This window comes from Leptospira mayottensis 200901116, assembly GCF_000306675.2.
Taxonomy (GTDB): domain Bacteria; phylum Spirochaetota; class Leptospiria; order Leptospirales; family Leptospiraceae; genus Leptospira; species Leptospira mayottensis.
On sequence record NZ_CP024872.1, the window covers coordinates 252,501 to 275,340 of the forward strand.

Below are 22,840 nucleotides of genomic sequence, written 5' to 3' on the forward strand. Positions count from 1 at the left end.
ACATTTTTCAACTCTGGAAATTTATCCAAATATTTATAACGATCTTCCCTTGCTTTTAAAAGGTCCTTCAATGGGACGGGAAATTGTTGAACTATCTTATATTTCATCCGGGCCTCTCGCACATTTTTTTCAAAACATCCGATTTTCCAATCCAGTAAATAAAAAACTATAGGAAGAATTTGCAAGACATTAATTCTGGTAGGAAAGTCTTTGGCTGAAATTCGATGAAAGAAACTGCCTCTTCCTGGATCGAAATCTCAAAACGTTCTCTGAGTAATAATCTGAATAGTTTTCGTTCCATTTTACGCCCGGGTTCTATTCTTACCGCAATCTTAAAATCGAACGCATACGGTCACGGAACGGATCTGATGGCTAAACTCTGCATCGAAGAAGGTGTTTCACGCATTGGAGTCAACTCAATCGAAGAAGCCCAGAGTATCAGAAAGATCGATCCGAAAATTCCAATCCTAATCATGGGAGAAATTCAGAACCCGGAACAACAGAAAGAAGCTCTATCCGATCCCAATTTCTGGATCATATTCTCAAGACCGGAAACGGCTCGAATTTTTTCCTCATTGAACCCCTCTCCAAAACTCCATCTCAAGATCGATACGGGAATGGGAAGATTAGGAAATCACGGAGAAACCTTAAAATACACATTAGGGGAATTGAAAAAAGCTGGCATTGCTCTCGACGGAATCTGCACTCATTTTGCAAGCACAGAAGACGTTTTAGAACATAAGTATTCCCTAATGCAGATTCAAAAGTTCGAGAAAGCGGTTTTACTCGCGGAGTCCTTCGGTTACAAAAATTTAATCCGACATATGTGTGCCTCCGCTTCCGCAATGCTGTTCTCCTACGCCCACTACGAAATGGTTAGAGTGGGAATTTCCTTATACGGGCTCTGGCCGAGCATACAAACCAGACTTTCCTTAAACCTCAACGGAAATAAAAATTTCCGACTGAGTCCGATCCTTTCCTGGAAAACCCGTATCGTTCACATCCAAAATCATCCCGCCAACAGTTATATCGGTTACGGTTCCACCTTTCAAACCTCGTATCCTACGAAAGTAGCGATTGTTCCGATCGGTTATTACGAAGGACTCGATCGAAAACTTTCGAGTAACGGAGACATGTTGATTCTCGGCAAAAGAGCGAGAATCATCGGTCGAATCTGTATGAATATGACGATGTTGGACGTTACACATATCCCCGGAGCGGATGTGGGGAGCATCGTCACGGTCATTGGCCAAGACGGAGAAGAACTAATCACGGCGGACGATATTGCGGATCGAACTCATACGATCAACTACGAAATCACAACGAGAATCAGCGAATCCATTTGTAGGATTGTGGTAGACTAGAAACTCTTCCTTCCTTAGCGTAACCTGTATTCGAAAACAATCCCAAGGGCCGCATGCAAGAGACCTCCGCTATTCCCAAAGATCCAAATACAACTCAAATCGTTTATTCTACAAAAACCTACGATCGACTAATCGGTCTCGTATATAAAACCAGAGGAATCTTATTTGATTCCATCGACGAATATTTTTCGGAAAACAATCGCGACCAGGTCTTAAATGCGTATTATCCTACCGTTATTATAGGAAATCACGTAGAGGAAGGAGACGTTCCCGCACTCTCCGTAATTTACAGAGCGATTCAACCCAAAATTAAGTTTGCGATCCCGGCGAGAGAGGATATTTTAAAAAAAAATTTTTTAGTCAAAGAATTTCGGCCTAAAGGAACTTTAAGACTTATCTTCGGACTGATAGACAAAACAAACCTGATACCGGTATTATTAAGATACATCGGATGTTTTCCCGTTAAACGTCCGTTTCGCGATAATGCAAGAGAACTCTTAAAAAGTGGAGAATTGAGGAACATGGTCGATCAGGAATGGAACGTTTTAGTCGAGAAAGTGACTTCTGGAAGAAACCTGTTTCTATTCCCGGAAGGAACATTCAATCAAGATGGTTATCTGAATCAAATCAAGAGAGGTGTTTACTTCATCCGCACGAAGATCAAAGACATTCATTTTATTTCTTTTACCCTTACATACGATTATATTTCTGCAAAAAAGACCCAACTTCATATCGCCTACGGGGAAACTTTCGACATTTCCGAAAACGCAAGCAACGACGAAGTAACGAACATTGTAAAAGAAAAATTAGGCAAGAATTATGTGGTGACCTCCGGAAATCTTCTTTCGATGATTTTAATGCGACTGGGAACCGAAACTACGGTCGGTAAGGAAATACTTTTCAAACGTTTACAAAACTTTGCAGACGAGATAAAAAAGAAGGGAAAAAAAATCTATGTTTCCGGAAAATTGTTCAGCTCTCATTTAGAAGAAACCTTTCAACATATATTAAACAAAGGTCTGGAAAATAAACTTCTAAAACTCGACGGGAATGGAGAAGTATTCGGAACCGAAAAACTTCTTTATAAGGACGGAGACACGAGAAACCTTAGAAAGAAAAACGAATTTTTGTATCACGCGAATCAACTCACCTACCATAAACCGGAGTTGGACAAGATTCTTCTTTCTTTAACTTAATCGAGGAACACGAATCGAAATGGGATTTTGGAAACGCTTATTCTTTCCGAAAAAAAAATACCGGTCTGCAGCAAAAGCCTGGGTCGAAAATCCCAAGAAAGTTCAGAAAAGTATCAATCGAGTTTTGGACACCTTCTTTGATTCCACTCTCAAAGAATTAATGCCAGAAAAAATTTCCTTGTCTTTGGAGCCCGTTGCTGGACTTCGAATTCCGGAAGATAAAATGAAAATCATCCTGCAAGGGGTCAACATCCAAACGGCTCTTCCTTTCAACTCGGTATCCGAAACGATGAGCCAGGAAACGCAGGAAGCAATTTTGGAATTCGCCACCGGAACCGTAGCTGCCCCATCCAAATTTTTCCTGATGAAGATCCTCGGTCAATCGCCGATCCAAGAGATGTTCTCGTTAGGTCTTGAAAAGATATTAGTGGAATTTAATAAAAGGCTCAATCCTTTTGCGGGTGTGTTTCAAGCGGCGGGTTTCGAAAAACAAATTTCTGGGTTTCTTACAACCTTACTGCCTAGCTTTACGGAAAAGATTGCGGAAATGTTGCATAATTCTTCCGAAAGCGAAGCCGGTAAAATTCTTATTTCCAACACGTTGAAAATTTTTTTCCAAACCGGATTTTCCGATCTGGGTCATTTGGAATCCGCCGATTTCAGAAAACATCTTGAAAAATTACGGAAAGCGGTTTCTAGTGATCCCCTTCTCGAAAAGAATATAGAAAAATTCTACGAGAATCTCAGAGACGCAGTCCTAAACGAATACAGAGGAGAAACTTTGAAAGAATTTCTAGATTATTCCGACAAGGAATATATTCGTTTCAGGGATTCCGTTTCCAAAACAACCGCTGAAAACATCCTTGCTATTCACAAACAAAAACCATTGACTGAACTCGTAGCCGGACTTCTGGAGGATATGCTTGCATGAAGAAAGTGATCAACCAGATCGGAAAAGCTTTAGAATATCTGGATAAACTAGGTACTGGAAAATCTTTCCAGTTGTTTCGTTCGCTCGGTTATGAGAAGCTCTATTCCCTCTCCGAAAAAGTGGACCATAAAACGCTCCTATACATCAGTCAGAACCTGGACGAAAAAACGATCGTCGAATTCTTGAATCGCATTCCGGAAAAGACCTTGGTAGCACTTCTTTCGACGGTCCCGCCCCAAAACATTACGTATTTTGCAAATACCATTCCAATGGACGATCTTATTCTTTTATCCACGTCGATTCCAGCCATGGACATTGCAGAAATGTCTCTTAAAACCGGTAAAGAATCAGCCGCGGAACTTCTAAAAAATATAGGAACTCAAAAATCCATCGCATTGTTAAACGAAGTGGGAATTCAGAACTTCATAGAACTTTCTTTGAGAATTCCCCCCATTCAATTGATTCCGATCGTTCAAGAATTGACCCCGGAACAATCCGGAATCTGGATTCGTAAAAGAGGAATCGGAGATATTCCAAAACTGATCGAAGCCTTTGGAGTCCAAAATCTTTTGGTTTTTTTAAGGACTCTGGGTTTTAAGAAAAACATTCATATCATAGAAGTTCTCGGTATAGAGGAATTGATCGAACTTGCATATACTATTTCCGGGATGAAACTTCCAAGACTTGCCTCTGAGAAAAAACAACAAGCCGTCCCGAAAAAAACGTTTCAAAAGACAAAATCGAAAAAGAAAACCAACACTAAACAAAAATCGAAATCAAGGATGAAAAGAATTTAGAATTTTTCCTTCGGTATTTTCGAAACGTAAAAAGTCGACGACTCAATCCACACAAACAAAAGCGATCAATTTGATTCCAAATTCTTCTTTGCATTTAACAACTCGTCTTTACTTTCCCGAAGAGATTGTAGACGATCTTCGATGATTTTCATAGAAGTGTCCGGATAAGATTTGCCGGAATCCTTGAAAAATTTCATACTGTATTCCAAAATTTCAGTCATATCATTCGACTTTTTGATCTTAGAATCCAGATAAAATTCCATCTCAGACTTGGCGACTTCCCCTCCTTCCAACAAAACCCCGCGAATTTTATCCAGTTTCTCTTCGTCTTTTTTCCGCTTTTCCTCCTGTTCTTCGGTTAACTCTCTAGGAATCAGAGTATTATCAGGGAAACGTTCCGCGAGAGGTTTGACCTTTTGAATTACTTCTTTTCGAATTTTTTCTTTTTCTTCAAAAGATAAACTCGAATATCCGCCCGCTGTCGGAACCTCATCGTCGATAGAAGTGATATCTCCGTTTGAAACAGCCAATTTTTCCGATTCCTCTGATCCGGAAAAATCCAAGAAATTTCCGGATTCAAAGAGGGAATCTTCTTGCCTCATTACCGTACTTCGGCTGAGTCCACTTTTTAGTTTTTCATCCTCAGGAGAATCTTTTACGACAGGATTTTCTTCATTGAAAAAAAAGAGATAAACCGAAAAAATTAAGAAAATTATGATAATTGAATATATTATTTTTCTATTCATTTGGAAGCCGACGATGGTTGTAACGGGAGGGAAATTTTGAAACTACTTCCTCCTCCTACTCTGGATTCAAGAGTAATTTCCCCGTTCATTTTGTGGAGAATGGTTCTGGAAATCGGAAGCCCCAATCCGGTACCTCCGACTCTTTTGTTTCGATCATTTGGAACTCGGAAAAATCGTTCGAATACCTTTTCGACATACTTCGGATCGATCCCAACTCCTGTGTCTTTGATGTTGATTTCTACCCTCTCTCCACCGAACTCGGCCATCGTCATCTCGATTTTTCCCTTTTCCGTATACTTGATCGCATTTACGAAAAGGTTCGTTATCACCTGAGAAAATTCGAAACGGATCCCGCGTACTTTCAACTTTTTGATCAAACTTAGCTCTACACCCAATCCTTTTTCTTTTGCGGAAGGTTCGTTTGAATAAACTACCTCTTCAATGACCAAAGCGGGATCGAAGTTTTCAACAAGACCGGAATTGTCTTCTCCCTGAACTTCCTCGAATTTTAAGAGATTTTCAATGAGATGATTAAGACGTTTTATATTCTTTTCAATCACATCCAACATCCCACTTTGATCCTTAGATAACAAAGTATTGATTTCCACTCTCAGAAGTTCGAAATAGCCCTGAATATTCGTCATAGGAGAACGTAACTCGTGGCTGATATTCGAAATAAATTCGTGCTTGGCTCGTTCCGTTTCCTTTTTCTCAGTATCATACAAGATATGAACCTGATAGATTTTTCTAGCCCTTTCGAACAACGCAGTGATACTGAGAGAAACATCCATTTCGGACTTGTCTCTCAACTTCATCTTCGCTTGATCCACACGAAGCATCGTCTCCGGAGATCTTGTCGGAGAGGACCAATCGCCCATTTCCTCCAAACCGGGAAACAAATCCTCCAGTCTTAAATTGTGGATGTTATCCTTACTATATCCAGTAAGACTTCGAAAATTATAATTTCCCGCGATCAATGCACCCGACACGGAATCTAACAAAATCACTGGAATCGGGGAAAACTCGAAGAGATAATTGAATCGATCATCCGAAAACTGGAGCTCCATATTCCTCTTATCCATCTCAAGCCCCTGCATCATTAGAACATTATCGATTGCGAATGCTTTAATTTCTTGAGTACGGATTTCTTGAAATAAAAAATCCAATATGGAGTTGATACCTGTTCTGATCGCGGACGCGGTCCCTTTAAGAGGTAATACCGGTAATCGTACACCTTTTTTGGAATTATAAATGTTCAAAACGAGATTGTGAACGTCGGAAACCAAATCCCCGAGTTCTCTTCGGTCTCCCGTCATTTCCAACAGGCGATTGGATTCATCCTCACGGTTAAACTGCTCTTCCATAAGAAGGGTTTTTTTGGTTCTCAAGGCGGCAGGATAAATCGGAACCGGATCCTTTGCAGCCAAGTCGAGAGCTTCCAAAAGAACCGGAGGAGGATCGGTTAGATGTTTTATGGATCTCCAGTAAATTCTTCCTAAGTATTCCAATTCCTCCAAAGCGGCAACGGGAGAAAGGATCTCCTGTAGATCCTGCGAAGGTTGTTTGTAAAAGTAATGTAGTTGTTCCGGCTCTATCTTGAACTCCGGAACGTTTTCCTGAATCACATGCTCTGTAGTATCACTCGTATTTTCAATCAAGGATTGAATCGCGCGGAACAAAGCGTTCTGAAGTTTATTAATTCGATCCGGATAGGTCTTTGCAAATCTACCATTAAACGCGAGCATGTTAACCGGAAGTCGATACGGAGGTAAATCCCGTCCTTCCGAAATTCTGAATCCGTTATTTAAAAAGTGAGACTCTTGAACCGATCCGACTAGTCCGAGAGTTGTGGTCTGTGCAAATTCATACTCCAATAGATAGGATCTAGAATACACGAAGGTATAGGAAATTTTTTTACGAAAGCGGCTGGACCTCATAAACTCTTGGGCCAATAACTTATCGATGGATGTATTCTGTAGGACCGGTATCAGATACGGAGTCCCTTCCAGAATCGAATCCATACTGGAATTGTATCTGGAATAAAACGAGTGGATCATTCTTGAAAGAATCATCCCCCGAAAAATAGACTTGTTTGGTACGGCCTTTTTTAAATGTAAATCTAACCAAGTCGTAAACGGTATTTCCCCGACTTCTATCTTTCCGGAACTTAAAAACGCAAGAATCGCGTCGTAGTTTTCCAAGACTCGAATTTGTACTTGAATTCCCTCTTTTTCAAAAAAGCCCCGTGACTTAGCGTATAAAATCGGGAACGCAGAGATTCTGGATGTGATAGCAATTTCGATCACAGAAGACAATATTTCACAAACAGTATAGATTTATCAAGAACCCCCTTGAAAATTCCTCAAAAAGATAAAAAAAGATCGTCCTTTCAGGAAAACTTTCCGAGAGACATAATATGAGGATCGAAGAGCTTCCTACTGTACAAAGGATTTTAAATCGAATTCGAGATATTGAAAGTCTACAAAACCGGTTCGTGAAAGAAACTCCGGTTCAAAACCGGCAGGAGCCATTCGATTCTATTTTGAAAACAGAAGGTGAAAAATCCGCTTCGAATCCCCAAATGGAATCTTGGAGAAGAGATTCCCGTGGCAACTGGGAAGGCATCGAACCTACTCTGGCCGAAATTATCCGTAAAGAATCCGAAAAAAATCATCTCGATCCTTCTCTCGTTCAAAGTGTTATTAAAGCCGAATCCGGTTTTAAAACCGACGCGATTTCTCCGAAAGGTGCGATCGGTCTCATGCAACTCATGCCGTCCACGGCTAACCTGTTAGGAGTCGACGACCCTTCCGATCCGGCGGAAAATGTTGCTGGAGGAACGAAACTCTTAAGTGACCTCCTGAACAAATATAGAAATTTAGATCACGCACTCGCAGCCTACAACGCAGGCCCCAAAGCCGTAGATCATTACGGAGGTATTCCACCTTACAAGGAAACAAAAAAGTACGTTGAAAAAGTTAAAAAATTCTACAGTGATTTTTCCGAATGACCCTCTAATCCGATCCTTTATCAACTACTCGAAAATAATAGGAAAAACGAATACGATCATTTTCACTTTCTATGGAATCAACTCTCGATTTATTGCAAAAAGAGGGCACAACGTAGCCAAAACGAAACGACCTCTTTGAACGTTATCTTTCATTTCCATCAGTCAAGTTAAGAGAAACATATCTCTTTTGAAATAGTGAGTGACACTTAGTCTCATCTTGACTTTCATTGGGATCGAAATGAAATCGAGCCGATCAAAGTCAAATAATCCGCATACTCATCAAATGAAGGACAATTTTGTCTCTGAAGTAACGATTCGCAAAAGAAATCGTGCCGCGACAGAAACGTCTATTCTTTTAGCAGCGATTCAAGTTTTCGCAAAGAAAGGTTATGACGCCGCCAATACGAAAGACATAGCCAAACTCGCAAACGCAAACGAGGCATTGATCTTCAGATATTTCGGAAATAAAAAAGGTCTTCTGGAAGCCATTCTCACTCGAAGCGAAGATATCAAACAAGAAAACTCTCTCTCCTCCCGCGTCTACAAAACTTCGAAAAACTACCAAGACCTTGAAGCAAGTATTTGCTACTTGATATCGGGCAAATGTAAGGATTTTAAAGATGCCGAGGACTTTATGAAAGTTGCGGTGAGTCAGATCATCTTGGATCCCGAAGTCAGTCAAATCATTCAAAAGAAAATTTATACGAAAGCACTTCCCGAATTTATCGCAGAACTGGAAAAGTTTAAAAAAGCGGGAAAGATCAATCCGAAAGCAGATTTAAAATCAGCCGCTTATGCGATTTCATCGTTTGCGTTCGCACTCGGATTTATGGGTCAATGCGTTTATAAAATTCCTCCCTCAGAAATCCAAGCTACGATCAAAGAAGTGGCGAGAATTTTTCGAAAAGGTTTAGAACCCGGACCAACCAAGAAAAAATCGAAGTAAATTTTTTACGTCGGACTTTTCTCACACTTTTAGAGTGCGAGAAAAGTTGAACTACTCCAAAAACTGAACAGTTCACAGACAAGATGATGATACGTTAGCGATTAGCATAACGCATATAAAACCTATCTGCCAACATCTAAAACGAATTAACCTCTTTTCTTTTGCTCCTCGCTGATTAAGTTGAGCGCGCTGCCTGCTTTGAACCAAGCGATCTGTTGGGTGTTGAATGTATGATTTACTTTAATCTCTTGGGAAGAGCCGTCTTTGTGATGCAATACAAGAGTCAAAGGAGTCCCTTCTTGAAACGAGGTCAAACCGAGAATGTCGATAGAATCTTCTTCTTGGATTTTGTCATAGTCGGCTTTGTCTGCAAACGTAAGGGCAAGCATTCCCTGTTTTTTCAGGTTTGTCTCGTGAATTCTTGCAAAAGATTTTACGAGAACCGCTCTGACTCCAAGATGTCTTGGTTCCATCGCCGCGTGCTCTCTCGAAGAGCCCTCCCCGTAATTCTCATCTCCTACAACTATGGAACCGATTCCTTTCGCTTTGTATGCTCTTGCGGTTTGAGGAACGGGTTCGTAAGTTCCAGAAAGTTGATTTTTCACCTCATTGGTCTTATCGTTAAAAGCATTTACGGCTCCGATCAAAAGGTTATTGGAAATATTATCCAAGTGACCTCTGTATTTCAACCAGGGTCCCGCCATAGAAATATGATCGGTAGTACACTTCCCTTTCGCTTTGATGAGTAATTTTAAACCTTTTAAATCCGTTTTTTCCCAAGGAGCAAATGGTGAAAGCAATTGAAGACGATCCGATTGGCGATCGACCACGACATTTACTTTCGACCCGTCCGCAGCAGGAGCAATAAAACCCGCGTCTTTTACGTCAAAACCTTTCGGAGGAAAATCAAGACCCGTCGGAGGATCGAGCTTTACTTCTTTTCCATCTTTACTTTTCAGGGAATCCGTAATCGGATTAAAATCTAACGTTCCGGCAATCGCAAACGCGGTCACAATTTCGGGCGACGCAACAAAAGCGTGAGTTCCCGCAAGGCCGTCGTTACGTTTCGCAAAATTTCTGTTAAACGAAGTGATAATGGAATTCTTTCTTTCTGGATCTTTTGTATGACGACTCCACTGACCGATACAAGGTCCGCAGGCGTTTGCAAGAACCACTCCGCCGATATCGGAAAAGGTTTTGATCAGCCCATCTCTTTCAATCGTATAACGGATCATTTCGGAGCCCGGAGTCACAGTGTATTCCGCCTTGACTTCCAGATTTTTTTCCGCCGCTTGCCTTGCAACGGAAGCCGCGCGGGTAATATCTTCGTACGAAGAGTTTGTGCAGGAACCAATAAGTCCCACTTCCAAGTTCGTCGGCCAACCGTTCTGTTGAACCGCTTCCTTGAATTTAGAAAGAGGAGTCGCTAAATCCGGAGTAAAAGGTCCGTTGATATAGGGTTCAAGTTCTGAAAGATTGATCTCAATCAACTGATCGAAGTATTTCGCGGGATCCGCATATACCTCTTTGTCCCCGTTTAAATGTTCTACGATTTTATCTGCCAGTTCCGCAACATCTTTACGATTCGTTTTTAAGAGATATTCTCTCATGTTCCGATCGTAACCGAACACGGAAGTTGTGGCTCCGATCTCCGCGCCCATATTGCAGATTGTTCCCTTACCCGTACAGGAAAGACTATCTGCGCCCTCTCCGAAGTATTCTACGATCGCACCGGTCCCACCTTTAACGGTAAGAATTCCTGCAACTTTCAAGATGATGTCTTTTGCAGAAGCCCAGCCGGAAAGTTTTCCAGTGAGTTTTACACCGATAAGTTTCGGAAATTTTAATTCCCAGGCCATGCCAGCCATAACATCCACGGCATCGGCCCCGCCTACACCGATCGCGATCATACCCAATCCCCCTGCATTCACAGTGTGAGAGTCGGTTCCAATCATCATCCCGCCAGGAAATGCATAATTCTCCAAAACCACTTGGTGAATGATACCCGCACCGGGTTTCCAAAAACCGATTCCATATTTGTTGGAAACGGAGGAAAGAAAGTCATAAACTTCTTTATTTATCGTATTAGCAGTTTTTAAATCCTCGACGGCACCATCTTTTGCTTGAATCAAGTGGTCACAGTGAACAGTGGATGGAACCGCAACTTTGTTTCTGCCCGCAGACATAAACTGCAAGAGAGCCATCTGAGCCGTAGCGTCCTGCATTGCGACTCTGTCTGGTGCAAAGTCTACGTATGACTTTCCTTTTTCATAACCTGCTTTAGGTTCACCTTCCCAAAGGTGGGAATAAAGAATCTTTTCGGTAAGGGTAAGAGGTCTTCCAACGACGTTTCTCGCTTTTGTAACTAGATCCCCGATCTTAGCATATCGGGCGCGAATCATTTCTATATCGAATGCCATTGTCTTTCTCCGTAGATGATGAGTGAACCTGTCCTTATACGAGTTGTCCTTCCAGTTCATCGAAAGAATAGGACAAGTTATAAAATCATGCTGTTGCAAGCATTTAGTTTGTATAGGATTTTTTAATTCAGTTACGAATTCTAAGTTCTACGCGCCGGTTCATTTCCTTTCCCTCTTCCTTGGAGTTGTCGCCGATCGGAACACTCGCACCTTTGGGAATAACTTCAAAACGATCCTTGGAAATTCCGTTACCCGCAAGATAATCCCGAACCGTTTCAGCACGAAGAAGAGAAACCCTTTGGTTGGCCGCCTCCGTTCCTTCCAAAGAAGTGTGACCGATGATTTTAACTCGAATGGAAGAGTCCTCTTTCATCCAACGAGAAAGTCGGTTGAGACCTGGTCTCGCCTCTTTACGAATTTGAATGCTGTTTTTCTCAAAGTGAATCACTTTGGATTCGATCTCTCTAAATTTAGGATTGGAAGATAATTCCTCCGAGTGTTCTTTTTCAAACCAGGAAAACTTCGGTTCCACTTTAGAGATCGTGCTTTTTACGGTTTCCAACTTTTCAGAATTCGGTTCCATTACAGTTTCTTTCGCTTTAGAAGGAAGAGAAGACTTCTCCTTACCTTTTACGATCGCGGAGTTCGTTTTTGTTTTACCCAATTCTTTGGAACGATCCTCGTTTTCAGAGGAGAATAAGGTCCAGAAAAAATAAATCAATCCGGTAAGAACAAGAAGACCAGTTAGAAAGATCAGAATCGGAACGGTTTTGTTCTTTTTCAGATGCGGTTTTGCGGAAGGAGTAGGAATGTAATTCGTATAATCTTTGGTCGGAATTTCAGAAATGTCGTCGCTTTTGTCCTCTTCCCAACTTGAAGGAAAATTCTCGTTCGGAGCCTCTTCCTCGTCAACCACGATCGATTCCTCGGCTTCCTCCTTTTTTGTTTCTTGGACTTTTTCAGTAGCCCATTTGCGGATTTCCGTGCGAAACCATTCGTCCGACTTTTCAGTGAATTTATAATTTTCGCGGATATATTCGATTGTATGTTTTGCGATGTCCGTATAACTGTCATTATCTTTGACCGCTTTTAAAAGTTGCTTTGCATTGTTAACCGAAATCTTAGCATTACGTTTACCGGAAGTAAATCCTTCCGCAAGTTTGATCAGCTCACGATCGTATTTTCTACCTTTGATAGTAACGTAATAGTTTGTCTTTCTCGCCATGATTTCCGCCGCATCAAGATTGAGAGAAGAATTGGTTCCGTGCAACCAAAGTTTTATCTCCTTTTATAAATTCGGTTCGAATCGTTCGAAAATTGACACTGAAACTCAGAACTTTCCGTAATACGGACTAATTTCCCTCAGAGAACGTCCGCCAAGAATACAAAGAAGAAGTCGGTCCAAACCGATTGAAATTCCGCAAGAATCCGGAATTCCTTCTTGAAGTGCGCGCTCGAAACCGGAATCGACAGAAAACACCTCTTTACTCAAATTTTTTCTTAGATCTTGTTCACGACGAAACCGGGAAATCTGTTCGATCGGATCGGTTAACTCTGCAAATGCGTTACCCAATTCCAGACTTCCGTAATAGAATTCGAAACGTTTTGCGAAACCGGACTCAATTTTGGAAAGCGCCGCCAATTCCGGAGGGTAATCGTATAAAAATACAAACTCTTTCGGCAGATGTACCTCCACAAGGTTTAAGAATACAATAAAAAACGAATCTTCGTAAGTTCTTTTTTCGGCCGGGATTTCGCTCAACCCGCGTTCAAAAATCACTCGGTCGAGTTCCGATTTGGAAATTCCGCAAAGAGCGTATTTCCTAAGGGACTCTTCTACGGATATTCTTCGAACCTTGTTTCGATCGAAACCGAAAGCTTGAAATTCATGATCCAAAACTTCCAAAAGTTCCGTACAAACATCCATCAGATCTTCGAGAGAGATTCCAACGGTATAAAATTCGAGCATCAAAAATTCTGCGCTGTGAAACGGACTTCCTTCCTCGCCGGAACGAAACGTATGTGTAATTTCATAAATCTTTTCCAAACCCTTGGAAAGAATCTCCTTGAGAGAATATTCGGGAGACGTGATCAAATACCCTCTTTCTTTTCTTGAGGGAGAATGGACTAAAAAAGGATCCAAATACGGTTCCATCGAAGGGACAGCTTTGAGACAGGGAGTATCCATTTCTAAATAATTTCTTTTCTCAAAAAATTTCCGTAGAACGGACAAGAATTGCGCCCGTTTGACAAGAACTTCCCTACTCAATTCATTCATCAGACTTATTGTTTTCCTCTTGATTGTTTTTAAAAACGCAAACGATATGAACCTTGTGAATCCGGTTCAGAAATACGAACGTTTCGAGATTCGAAGAAACCGTCAGTCTACGGAAGTGATTCCACTGGTTGTTTCTTTTGACGAGAACACCTTTGAGGAATTGAAATCTGTACTCGCTCTCGTATTTTATCAGTTTAATATTCATGTGAAAATCAATCTGAGCAGAGTCAAGATTTTGCCGCTTCCCGTGGCAATGAAACTTCTTTCTTTTGGATTCGATCTGAGGCTTAAAAACCGAACCCTTGTCATCGAGGGAGCAAGCGCTTCATTTAAAAAACTGATTCGGTTTTATCGAATGGATAGAGTCGTCTTAATTTTATGATCGCCTCTTAATCCCTCTTCCAAGGTTGAAAGACCAGCTTTATCCCTAAGTTACCCAAAAGCAAAAGAAGACGAGAAGGAATTTCTGTCTCTTGTCGAGTGGAATCCGAAAATTCCACAGAAACATACATACAGAGAGAATGTTTCGCCGCAAACTCCTTCACCTTGTGGCGATAAGGCGCCACTTTTTCTAAGATCTGAAGGATATGATCTTCCAAAGAAGCCTGCGCGCCCAAGGTCGAATGAAGTTGCCAGTGACCGAAGCCGAGAGGTTTTCCCTCCTTATCTGTGGCGGATATCGGAGTACTGAAATCAGGGTTGAGATCCAACTCACGAGTAACGGACTCTGAGTCGAGACCATCTTCGTTTACAGAAAGGATCACCCAAGTGAGTGGATAAGATAACGAATTACTCATAGTTTTTTACATACTTCCGAACTTAATTGATATTTGATATTATTTTAACACAAACCATGTTTTTATCACTGTTATTCAAGGTAACCCGAATATTCAAAATCAAAGATCGCTTGAGAATTCGGTAAAAACATGGCGAATAAAAAAAATTCCTTTATTAACATTTCATCGGTTTTATCTGTTGCAGATAAGGTAAATTTACCCTCTAATTCTCTTACGGGAGCCTGGTAATGAAAACAATTTTAGTCATAGAAGACGATCCGGACATCGGAAATTTAATCCGTAAATCCTTGGATTCGGCGCACTACTCGACCACTCTGCAAACGAGCGGAGAAGAAGGTCTCAAATTCTACAAAGCAAATCATCCAGACATGGTTATCTTAGATCTTTCTCTTCCAGACATAGATGGAATCGAAGTTTGTAGAACCGTTAGACGGAACGACGAAAATACTCCCATTTTCATTGTAACGGCAAGAAACGAAGAGATCGACAGAATTATGGGACTTGAATTGGGAGCGGATGATTACATTACGAAACCTTTTTCTGTCCGAGAACTAAAGACTAGAGTAGACGTATTTTTCCGTAGATGGGATAAAAAAGCAGGAATTAAACCGAACGTCGGAGCAAGCGGCGAAATCATTCGAGGCGCTTTGAAAATCGACCCGGTTCGAAGAAGAGTTACTCTTAAAGACAATATCGTAAATATTTCTAGAAAAGAATTCGATATCCTGCAACTCATGGCCGCTTCGCCCGGAAAAGTTTTTTCCAGAGAAATGATTCTGGAAGCGGTTTGGGGAATGGAATGGGACGGTTTCGAAAGAATGATTGATTCTCATGTAAAAAGAATTCGTTCCAAACTGGAAAAAAATTCGGCTCAACCCGAATGGATTGAAACGATCTGGGGAATCGGTTATCGATTTACGGACAATTACGACAACATCGTAATCCCGGATTAGGTTTGATTTTTTAACTTCGCCCCCGAAAAGCCCGGACCATCCCGGGCTTTTATTTATTTCCCGCCAGTAGTTTTGAAATTTCTTTTGCTTGGAAAATTTTCATTTTATCTAATATTTTAAAAATTCGATTTTCAAATTCGTTTTGTTGGTCTCTTATCTTTTTTAGTTCTAAAACGAATCCTTTTTCAGGTAATTTGAATTTTGCTTGAATATCATTGAAATCGCCAAGATCGGACTCTGAATAACCCGAAATTTCTATAACTCCATTCGCTCTTCTATAAAATATCCAAGGATGTCCGATCCACAACTGTTTCCAAATGTTGTTTTGTGATTCTAAAATTTTCTCCCATTCGTTTAAATTTCCAATATCTCTATTTTAGTTGTATCCGGTATGTCATACTCTTTTTTCAGATAGTCATAGGTATGAACTTCAATCGCATTCAAAAATTACAATATTCTTATCCATGGCGGATTGTTTCGGCTTCTTCGGCAAAACGAAGATCTAAATCTGTGATTGTATTTTTAGAATGTGTGAAAATTTCCACGGTGACCTTTCGGTAGGTGAGAAAAATATCCGGGTGATGATCAAATCTTTCAGCGATATGTGCAAGCGAATTTACAAACTCCAATCCGCTTAAATAAGTCGGAAAAATAAAAGTCTTAGATAAAAACGGAATTTCTGTTCGAAACCTGATCTCCCAACCAGAAGGAAGCTTTTGTTTGAAAAGTTCCAAGTCCGCGTTATTCGAGTTGCTCATAAAAACTCCTTCACCTTATTATATAAGGTGTTATCGTCTAACTTTTGTTCTATGCTATAATAAAAAACTCCGCGGTCAAATGAACTTGTTCCAAAAACCTGAAATGTGGGAACGATTACATTTCATAAAATGCCTGTATGATATTCTATAATCTTAAGTAAGACAAAATTCAAAAAACTTTTTTGAGAGTTTGTTTAATTTTTTCCGCGTCGTCAACGGCTCCGTTGGAAAGCGAACCGGCCCGCGCCATGAGATTGACGGCTCCATCCATTCGTGCTTTGAGTTCCTCAATCTTTTGGAGTTGTTCATTTAAAAACACGATTTTAGAATCCAATTCCATCTCTCTTCTTTCCAACAAAAGTTTAAAGTTGTCGAGTTCCTGAATTTTCTTCCGGGTTTTTTTAGCCTCAGTGTCCACGTCTTTTCTGTAATATTTTTCCAGTTCCTTTTCTGCTTGAAGATGGCGTTCTCTTTCCGCTTTGAATTCCTTTTTCATCAACTTCAGGGCCTGCCTGTACGCCTTATTGAAGATTCTTTGTTTTTGACGTCTTCTCAGACGAATCAGCTTACTAATCCAATTCATACGTTTTTCCTGATTTTAGGATGAAATATTTGTGCAAAAAAAATTTTACATCGAAAATCGAAACGTTCTAATTTTTCAGACGGTCATCATACAATTGAAAAATCCGAATCATTCCGCTTTTCCTCAAATGAAATTTCACCATTCTTTTCATTAGACTTCAAAATTCGAGAGAAAAACCTGATTCCAAAACGGCGAAAGTAGTTGATTCCACGATGTAAAACTTAGAAAAAAGAATTAAGGGGAAACAACCATGACATCTAAAACGGAAGATTTTAACGAAGAAGTGGAATCTTTAAAAGATAAAGCAAAAAGAATCACTGGAAAAGCCCGTGAGGAATATTTAGAGCACGTATCCGATCTCAAGGAAAAGATCAAACAAATCTCCGGCGATACATCAGAAAGGGCAAAACAAATTATTGACCAAACTGGAGTTTATATTAAAGAAAATCCTCAGAAAGCTACGTTGATCGGACTCGGAGTAGGACTTGGAATCGGATTACTCGTCGGAATGCTAATTCGTAGAAAATAAAAACCGCGAGCACCTTTAATGGCAAAAAAAAGAAAATCAGATTCGACAAAGGAATCGTATAACGACGAATATACGAAAAAAGGAAACGATCTTAAATCGCATTTTCTCGCTTTGGTCGATTCCATTTTGGAATACTTCCAAACCCTTCTTCTTTACGGGCAAAAACTCCTAACGAAAAGACTTCAAGCGGGAATCCAAGCTTATATTTTTCTAAGGATCGGTCTCTTTTTTTTCGCGTTCGGTTCCGCCGGTTTTTTAGGGGCACTTTTCGTTTTCCTTCATAAAATCTCCGGAGGAGACCTTCTCCTCTCGAGTCTTGGCACCGGCGGAGTAAGTTTCTTTTTTTCCATCCTCTTTCTTTGGCTCGCCGCCTCTTTCCTTAAGATCAAGGATCGATCATGAAAAAATTTCCAGATCTCAATCCTTTCGACGGAAGTGATCGTTTTTTCGGAAAAGATCCTTCCGACATGAATTTGGAGGAATTAAAACTCTATCTTCATATTCAGAAACTTAGAGTACGTTTGGAATTCGAAAAATTCCAGTCTTCGATCAATTATACAGGAATGATTGTAGATGCTCTCGACAAGTTGGGAATGGGAAAATTCCTAGAATCCTTTCTCAAAGTGCCGGATAACGTTAGTGTTTATCGACCGGAAGAATAATCGACCGTTCCTTGTCCTTTGCGACCGGTCGTTTTGTGTTTAAATTTCCGCTTTATATATTCTGATTTAGAACTTTCTTTAAGATATGTGAATAAAAAGATCCAGAGTTTCAAAAAGGTCATCCTGAGATACTTTGTTGAATTTGTATTCATAAACTTCGAGCATTCTTTTGTCCGAAAATTTGAGAAAAATAGGAATAGTCTTTTAAAATTCTTTGTAGAATGAACTTTTCCGTGTTTAGAGTTTTAGATTTATTTTTCCCTACTTTGAACAAGAGTTCCGATGGACGGTTGTCGTGTACGTAGATTGATAAATATAAAAAAGGTTTGTTTTTGATTTTTAAACACCCAGAACGCGACAGGATAAAGCCAACGCTTCTTCAAAAACGGCATCGAGTAATCGTTTCCGACATGAGAATGTATTTCTTCTTCAGGATTGTATATCGGAAGGAGAATAAATTCTCTTGAAATAGTGTTTAATCCGCATTTCTTTTTGATTTCTATAACGGCGACAACATTTAAAATCGATCGGTCTGAGTAAAAGCGGGTTGTATCACTCAAACGCTCGTTTGATCTATAATCTTTCTACTTTCTATATCGTAAATCTCCACAAAATCGACCGATAATATATTAAGATATTATCGGTCACATAATTACCGATTAAACCGATAAGGCCATAGTTAAATTTTATTTCCTCACCTTTAGATACATGTCTCCGTCTTCGTTAATCTTATATTGAACGTAGTCCGATTTTCTCACCGCTTCTTCGACCTGGGCAAGCGTCACATCGTGATATTTGGTTTTGGAAACGATTTTCAAAATGGCATTCACGTGATAGAACGAATTGTTCTCTATGGTTTCGTAGGCCTTATATTTCTTTTTATTTTTGTAGATGAAAGGGATCAGTCCGACTATTTCGGTGATTGGATCGGCAACGCTAGCGATGGAGACCGGAGTACTGAAATCATCTGTTTCGAAAATATACCGGAATCGCTTTTCATTTTGGTTGAAGAACTCGAATTTTTTTTGACCTTCGGGGGTTTCAACATGAAGATACTTGCGCCATTGTTTATCACAGATAGCGATCAAATCTTTGAGAATTTGTTTTATATCTTTTCTCTCAACTCTTTGTGCCAGAAGTTTTTCTCCAGCTTCCAGAGCCAGTTCCGGTTTATAGTCGCTATTGTCCGCAAGCGTTCGTAACAACGGATCTTTAATCTCCGGATGGACGTCCAACTGCAACGGTTTACGTCCTGCTTTACTTTTTTCCAATTGATCTTTTTTAAGGCGTACATGAAATTTTTGGATTTGTTCGTCGGTAAGCGAAGTACCGTTGATATTTAGTTGTTCGAGTTCCGTAAAATCGTGGAGAAACTCAAGGTCGTTCAATTTTGTGTCCCGCAGGGAAAGTCGGCTCAACTTTTTCAATTTCACTAAAGTTGCGAAATCCAACCCAGTGCATCCGTCGGCGGTTAAAAAGCTAATTCCTTTTAACATCGAAACGTCTTTCACCGGCGTTCTAGAAATATCAACGCTAAAAAGTTTTTTTTCAGCCATAGCCAAAATCGAAATATCCGAAATAGAAGTATCACTAAGACGGATAATTTCTAGTTTAAATTTTTTTTCAGTTAGAAGCACTTCCAAAGGTTTAAGATCGGAAATCGAACTGCCGCTTAGATCGAGCTTTTCTAAAGTTAATATTGTTTCAAACGTAGGCTCATCGTCTTCATCCTCAAGTTGTTCGCGAAAAGTTTGTTTCCAAGCATCACTGAGGTTGTCCCACCAAGCCGTTTTCGAACCCGCCGACGGATCCGCAGGGCGTTCAGCAGGAATATCGAATTCGAATTCGTCACAAAACTGTTGTAAGAATAACGCTCCGATGTTGTGATAAACCGGATTGATTTCGTCTTCCATTTCATGAATCACCGGAAAAATTGCAGGTTCCCCCTCTTTGTTTTTTTCCGTCGGGTGATAGATCCAATCGGAATTGTCAGTATAGCGAAGAGGGCAAAATACGTTACTCGCTTTACCATCGAAGAGATCATAAACCCGGTCCCCTTCGTCGAAAATATCGAAATCGAAATAACATTTTCCTAGCTCTAACCGATCGGTTTTTAGCGTGTTGTGTTTTTCAATTAGTTTAAGAAATGATTTTGGAAATTTCTTGTAGGAATTTGGATTGCCGGGAGACGAGGCTGTAAGAGTTTTTCCGTTTTCAAATTCGACGATCAACGTATTTTTGTTTATTTTTGCTGTTTTTGCATGTTCGAAAATTTTACGCACTACGGATTCAAATCCAGGGGAATCGGCCAGATAGAGGAAATGTTTTGTTAAATCTTTCTGTAAATCCTTTGAATTGGCAATGTTTTCCCATTCTTTGGGAAAATCGTTGGATGTTTGTACGGAAGTTTTTTTATTCTGGGAAGACGAAGACGTTCGCAAACCCCCTTCTATATAACCTTTTTTTAATTTTTCTGAGAGCAATTTTTTGGCTTCTTTCAGACATTTTTCCTCACTGTCGAAAGTTTTAGTTTGAGATGTTCCGCTCGTGCTAGTTTTACCGTAAGTAACCGTAAAGGATTTTCCGGAAACTTCTATGTTCCAAAACTTGTCCGATTTTTCGTCCTTGAGTGTTAAGTGGTGTTGCATGTTATCATCCAGAATTAATTTAGTATATTATTATTTTTTGAATATATGTTTGATTTGGATCAATTTATTGTCCCGGGACGAATTCGTCGAAATCACACTTTGTTTCTACGAAACGATTTAAGCATATTTCCTACAATATGCCATCTCTTGGTTATTTCTCTTAATTGCAAAGAATTTCTGTAAAACCCGGAGAAAATAATTATCCAATCAAATTTCCGCATGGAACGGTGTTTTGCACGCTATCATTAAATTAAAAATTCACTTTATAGTGCTGTTGAATTTTTGAGGCAGATTCGTATAAAAAATCTGTAAAGCATTTCAAAAAGAATTTTTTTCGTCATGAATGATACTGAGACTCTTACCAAAAAACTTAATAATTTACAGCGTATTGCAAAATTCAATTTTACTTTAGAGTTTGTCTTAAAAACCTTTAAAGAAATCAGTTACAATCATTCAGTAAGTTCGTAATAAAATATAGAAGTTCCCGCAAATTACGTCCTTTTGGTAGTTTACGAGCTTTCGAGCATATTTTATAACCGTTAAATTCTTGTCGAAGTTCCTATATTTCGAGGTTTTTAAGACAGGCTCTGATATGGCGCCCCCATCCGGAGCTGTAAATATTTTTTCGCATTTTTTTTAATCACCCAATAATTTAACTCGTTAGAGAAAAGCATTCGCGACGATTGATCAGACTGATATTCGCGGGTTGGATACCGCAGGATAATCTATACATCGGGAGCTGTTCTTAGTCTTAAAACGAAGGTCAAATTTGAAATTCAAATTTGCTTCAACACTGAGCCAACAAGTATTCCTCCTTTATCGTACATCTTCTCTAACGAATTCAATTATTGGATGAAACATTACTCTAACTCTATGCAACCAGATTCATCGCCGCCCAAAGAAATCCGGATAACTCTCTTGAAACTGCCGTTATTATTACCTGAGGAGTTTTCCCTCTTTGCTGTAGATTACGAAACTTCTTGTGTAATCTGAGAGATGCTTTTTCCGCCAAAGCAACAACTAACGCAGGTTGTCCCGATCTACGTGCGGTTACAATCTTACTTCCTGTTCCAGGGAAACGATGTTGCCAAGCTGCTTCTGTCAATATTCTTCGAAGTCTGGGACTTCCAGTTTTTGTTATCCCTGTTTGTTTTCTTTTGGAACCGCTGGAATATTCTCCCGGAACAAGTCCTAAAAAACTCATGAACGAACCGGCTGTTTTGAATCGTTTGAAGTCACAAACCTCACAAAGTAAAAACATTGCGGTTAGATAATCCACTCCTCGGAAACATCTTAATATTCCTACTTTCTCTCGATACGGTTCACTTTCCGCTATCTCTTGTATTCTCTTATCCATCGCTTTTAAATTCTCTTCTTGAACTCTTACTCGACTATAATAGTCGTTAAACGTCTCTTGAAGGATCTCGTTGTTAAACTGTAGATTGTTCAACCATTTGTTATGACTGACTGTCCAATACTTTGTTGCTGAGTAAGTTATACCCTTTCTTAATAAGAATTTCATCAACCTTTGACGATTCCTTCCTAAATCCAAACGAAGGCTGTCACGGGATCTCAAATAATCTCTTACCGCTTCGTCCTCTTCACTCGGTACATGAATCGATTCTAATTCTCCACTTCGTAATAATTTTGCTAATTTGATCGCGTCTCTCTTATCCGTTTTGATCTTATCCGAGCTTTGTCTTGGTATCTTTCCTGGCGCTACAAGGATACAGTTCACTCCCAAAGACTTTAGATTTCTGTAAAGTGGATAACCGGTTACTCCCGCCTCGTAACAACTATGTATCTCGTTCCATTCTGATTTTAGTTTATTGACGAACTTTTTGATCTGAACCTCATTATGTTTTATCTGCTGTTCTTTTACTATTTCCTTTGTATTGTTCGTTAAACTCGCAATTCTAATCGTTTCTTTGTGGACATCCATTCCTACATATACTTTTCTTTTCATTACGTTCCTTCTGTTGGTTTTCTTGTTTTGTGGTATATGCTTGCATCGAACCCACGCTTTTCAAGCCCAGAAGGGGCGCCATTTTGTCTTATCAAAAAGGTTAAGCTGCATGCAAAGTTTTGGCTCTGCAATTCATAGCGGGTAGTGATTTCCTATTAAAAAATTGGTCTCAAAATCCTAAAGTTCCAAAACAATTGAAAATCGGAATTTTCAAAAGTACATATTCAATTTTTTTGACACAGCATTCTTTTGTCGT

22 protein-coding genes and 3 pseudogenes (1 of these 25 running past the window's edge) are annotated in these 22,840 nt (G+C 39.8%); 11 read left to right on the plus strand and 14 right to left on the minus strand.

The annotated features are described in order from the left end of the window. Window positions 1–107, minus strand: partial view of a DUF2505 family protein gene (locus LEP1GSC190_RS18745; protein ID WP_036036708.1) — the beginning only. Its footprint begins 382 nt before the window's first position; the window shows 107 of its 489 coding nt (coding positions 1–107); its start codon is at window positions 105–107; its stop codon lies beyond the left edge, outside the window. A 117-nt stretch (window positions 108–224) separates the two neighbouring features. Here LEP1GSC190_RS18745 and alr point away from each other — a divergent pair, with 117 nt between their 5' ends. The 4 genes from alr to LEP1GSC190_RS18765 are packed head-to-tail and all read left to right on the plus strand — an operon-like array spanning window position 225 to window position 4,288. Next, window positions 225–1,364: an alanine racemase gene (gene alr, locus LEP1GSC190_RS18750; protein WP_002749318.1), complete on the plus strand. Its 1,140-nt coding sequence runs from the start codon at window positions 225–227 to the stop codon at window positions 1,362–1,364. A 53-nt stretch (window positions 1,365–1,417) separates the two neighbouring features. Further along, a complete protein-coding gene (locus tag LEP1GSC190_RS18755; RefSeq protein ID WP_002749404.1) occupies window positions 1,418–2,560 on the plus strand; it encodes a 1-acyl-sn-glycerol-3-phosphate acyltransferase in 1,143 nt (380 codons plus the stop codon). Window positions 2,561–2,579: 19 nt separating this feature from the next. Beyond that, window positions 2,580–3,491 (plus strand): hypothetical protein, encoded by a 912-nt coding sequence (locus LEP1GSC190_RS18760; protein ID WP_002749418.1) that lies wholly within the window; start codon window positions 2,580–2,582, stop codon window positions 3,489–3,491. Continuing rightward, window positions 3,488–4,288, plus strand: coding sequence for a hypothetical protein (locus LEP1GSC190_RS18765; RefSeq protein ID WP_002749299.1), 801 nt, complete (start codon window positions 3,488–3,490; stop codon window positions 4,286–4,288). Before LEP1GSC190_RS18760 ends, LEP1GSC190_RS18765 begins: the two co-directional genes overlap by 4 nt. A gap of 65 nt (window positions 4,289–4,353) precedes the next feature. Here LEP1GSC190_RS18765 and LEP1GSC190_RS18770 read toward each other — a convergent pair whose 3' ends face one another. Together LEP1GSC190_RS18770 and LEP1GSC190_RS18775 are read right to left on the minus strand one after the other, a co-directional pair. Continuing rightward, complete coding sequence (locus tag LEP1GSC190_RS18770) at window positions 4,354–5,034, minus strand: LIC_20245 family lipoprotein (protein ID WP_002749400.1); 681 nt, start codon at window positions 5,032–5,034, stop codon at window positions 4,354–4,356. After that, a complete protein-coding gene (locus LEP1GSC190_RS18775; RefSeq protein ID WP_002749552.1) occupies window positions 5,031–7,349 on the minus strand; it encodes an ATP-binding protein in 2,319 nt (772 codons plus the stop codon). The genes LEP1GSC190_RS18770 and LEP1GSC190_RS18775 overlap by 4 nt, the downstream gene beginning before the upstream one ends. Before the next feature lie 101 nt (window positions 7,350–7,450). On the opposite strand from LEP1GSC190_RS18775, the gene LEP1GSC190_RS18780 reads away from it, so the two are divergent. Beyond that, complete coding sequence (locus tag LEP1GSC190_RS18780; protein WP_002749644.1) at window positions 7,451–8,044, plus strand: lytic transglycosylase domain-containing protein; 594 nt, start codon at window positions 7,451–7,453, stop codon at window positions 8,042–8,044. Between the two features lie 238 nt (window positions 8,045–8,282). Then, window positions 8,283–8,990 carry a TetR/AcrR family transcriptional regulator gene (locus LEP1GSC190_RS18785; RefSeq protein ID WP_002749451.1) on the plus strand — a complete coding sequence of 236 codons (708 nt, stop codon included), beginning with the start codon at window positions 8,283–8,285 and terminating at the stop codon, window positions 8,988–8,990. A 146-nt stretch (window positions 8,991–9,136) separates the two neighbouring features. Here LEP1GSC190_RS18785 and LEP1GSC190_RS18790 read toward each other — a convergent pair whose 3' ends face one another. The 3 genes from LEP1GSC190_RS18790 to LEP1GSC190_RS18800 all read right to left on the minus strand — a co-directional run bounded on the left by LEP1GSC190_RS18790 (window position 9,137) and on the right by LEP1GSC190_RS18800 (window position 13,688). Further along, a complete protein-coding gene (locus LEP1GSC190_RS18790; protein ID WP_002749232.1) occupies window positions 9,137–11,410 on the minus strand; it encodes an aconitate hydratase in 2,274 nt (757 codons plus the stop codon). Between the two features lie 127 nt (window positions 11,411–11,537). Then, complete coding sequence (locus LEP1GSC190_RS18795; RefSeq protein WP_002749256.1) at window positions 11,538–12,680, minus strand: OmpA family protein; 1,143 nt, start codon at window positions 12,678–12,680, stop codon at window positions 11,538–11,540. 60 nt (window positions 12,681–12,740) lie between these two features. Next, window positions 12,741–13,688, minus strand: coding sequence for an amino acid--tRNA ligase-related protein (locus LEP1GSC190_RS18800; protein ID WP_002749211.1), 948 nt, complete (start codon window positions 13,686–13,688; stop codon window positions 12,741–12,743). A 55-nt stretch (window positions 13,689–13,743) separates the two neighbouring features. Between LEP1GSC190_RS18800 and LEP1GSC190_RS18805 the strand changes: the two genes are divergently transcribed. Further along, window positions 13,744–14,070, plus strand: a complete 327-nt coding sequence (locus LEP1GSC190_RS18805; protein ID WP_173380616.1) for a hypothetical protein — start codon at window positions 13,744–13,746, stop codon at window positions 14,068–14,070. A 7-nt stretch (window positions 14,071–14,077) separates the two neighbouring features. Here LEP1GSC190_RS18805 and LEP1GSC190_RS18810 read toward each other — a convergent pair whose 3' ends face one another. Continuing rightward, window positions 14,078–14,485 carry a DUF4279 domain-containing protein gene (locus LEP1GSC190_RS18810; protein WP_002749467.1) on the minus strand — a complete coding sequence of 136 codons (408 nt, stop codon included), beginning with the start codon at window positions 14,483–14,485 and terminating at the stop codon, window positions 14,078–14,080. Between the two features lie 227 nt (window positions 14,486–14,712). Between LEP1GSC190_RS18810 and LEP1GSC190_RS18815 the strand changes: the two genes are divergently transcribed. Beyond that, a complete protein-coding gene (locus LEP1GSC190_RS18815; RefSeq protein ID WP_000849259.1) occupies window positions 14,713–15,438 on the plus strand; it encodes a response regulator transcription factor in 726 nt (241 codons plus the stop codon). Window positions 15,439–15,487: 49 nt separating this feature from the next. On the opposite strand, the pseudogene LEP1GSC190_RS18820 reads toward LEP1GSC190_RS18815, so the two are convergent. The 3 genes and pseudogenes from LEP1GSC190_RS18820 to LEP1GSC190_RS18830 form a co-directional block, all read right to left on the minus strand. Next, window positions 15,488–15,808, minus strand: a pseudogene (locus LEP1GSC190_RS18820) (hypothetical protein); the annotation flags it as partial. A gap of 88 nt (window positions 15,809–15,896) precedes the next feature. Next, a complete protein-coding gene (locus LEP1GSC190_RS18825; RefSeq protein ID WP_002749436.1) occupies window positions 15,897–16,196 on the minus strand; it encodes a 4a-hydroxytetrahydrobiopterin dehydratase in 300 nt (99 codons plus the stop codon). A 169-nt stretch (window positions 16,197–16,365) separates the two neighbouring features. Next, window positions 16,366–16,779, minus strand: coding sequence for a hypothetical protein (locus LEP1GSC190_RS18830; RefSeq protein WP_002749244.1), 414 nt, complete (start codon window positions 16,777–16,779; stop codon window positions 16,366–16,368). A 250-nt stretch (window positions 16,780–17,029) separates the two neighbouring features. On the opposite strand from LEP1GSC190_RS18830, the gene LEP1GSC190_RS18835 reads away from it, so the two are divergent. Genes LEP1GSC190_RS18835 through LEP1GSC190_RS18845 form a run of 3 tightly spaced genes read left to right on the plus strand, consistent with a single transcriptional unit; the run spans window position 17,030 to window position 17,970 of the window. After that, on the plus strand, window positions 17,030–17,308 hold the full coding sequence (locus tag LEP1GSC190_RS18835; protein WP_002622607.1) for a DUF883 family protein: 279 nt from the start codon (window positions 17,030–17,032) through the stop codon (window positions 17,306–17,308). Window positions 17,309–17,326: 18 nt separating this feature from the next. Continuing rightward, complete coding sequence (locus LEP1GSC190_RS18840; RefSeq protein WP_002749234.1) at window positions 17,327–17,710, plus strand: LBF_4227 family protein; 384 nt, start codon at window positions 17,327–17,329, stop codon at window positions 17,708–17,710. After that, window positions 17,707–17,970, plus strand: coding sequence for a hypothetical protein (locus tag LEP1GSC190_RS18845; RefSeq protein WP_002749519.1), 264 nt, complete (start codon window positions 17,707–17,709; stop codon window positions 17,968–17,970). Before LEP1GSC190_RS18840 ends, LEP1GSC190_RS18845 begins: the two co-directional genes overlap by 4 nt. Before the next feature lie 50 nt (window positions 17,971–18,020). Here the strand turns inward: LEP1GSC190_RS18845 and LEP1GSC190_RS20515 are convergent. The 4 genes and pseudogenes from LEP1GSC190_RS20515 to LEP1GSC190_RS18865 form a co-directional block, all read right to left on the minus strand. Then, a pseudogene (locus tag LEP1GSC190_RS20515) lies at window positions 18,021–18,422 on the minus strand (WG repeat-containing protein); the annotation flags it as partial. A gap of 234 nt (window positions 18,423–18,656) precedes the next feature. Continuing rightward, window positions 18,657–20,618, minus strand: a complete 1,962-nt coding sequence (locus LEP1GSC190_RS18855) for a WGR domain-containing protein (protein ID WP_002749247.1) — start codon at window positions 20,616–20,618, stop codon at window positions 18,657–18,659. A gap of 578 nt (window positions 20,619–21,196) precedes the next feature. Then, a pseudogene (locus tag LEP1GSC190_RS20895) lies at window positions 21,197–21,292 on the minus strand (histidine kinase); the annotation flags it as partial. A gap of 197 nt (window positions 21,293–21,489) precedes the next feature. Further along, a complete protein-coding gene (locus LEP1GSC190_RS18865) occupies window positions 21,490–22,584 on the minus strand; it encodes an IS110 family RNA-guided transposase (RefSeq protein ID WP_002749465.1) in 1,095 nt (364 codons plus the stop codon). Window positions 22,585–22,840: the final 256 nt, after the last annotated feature.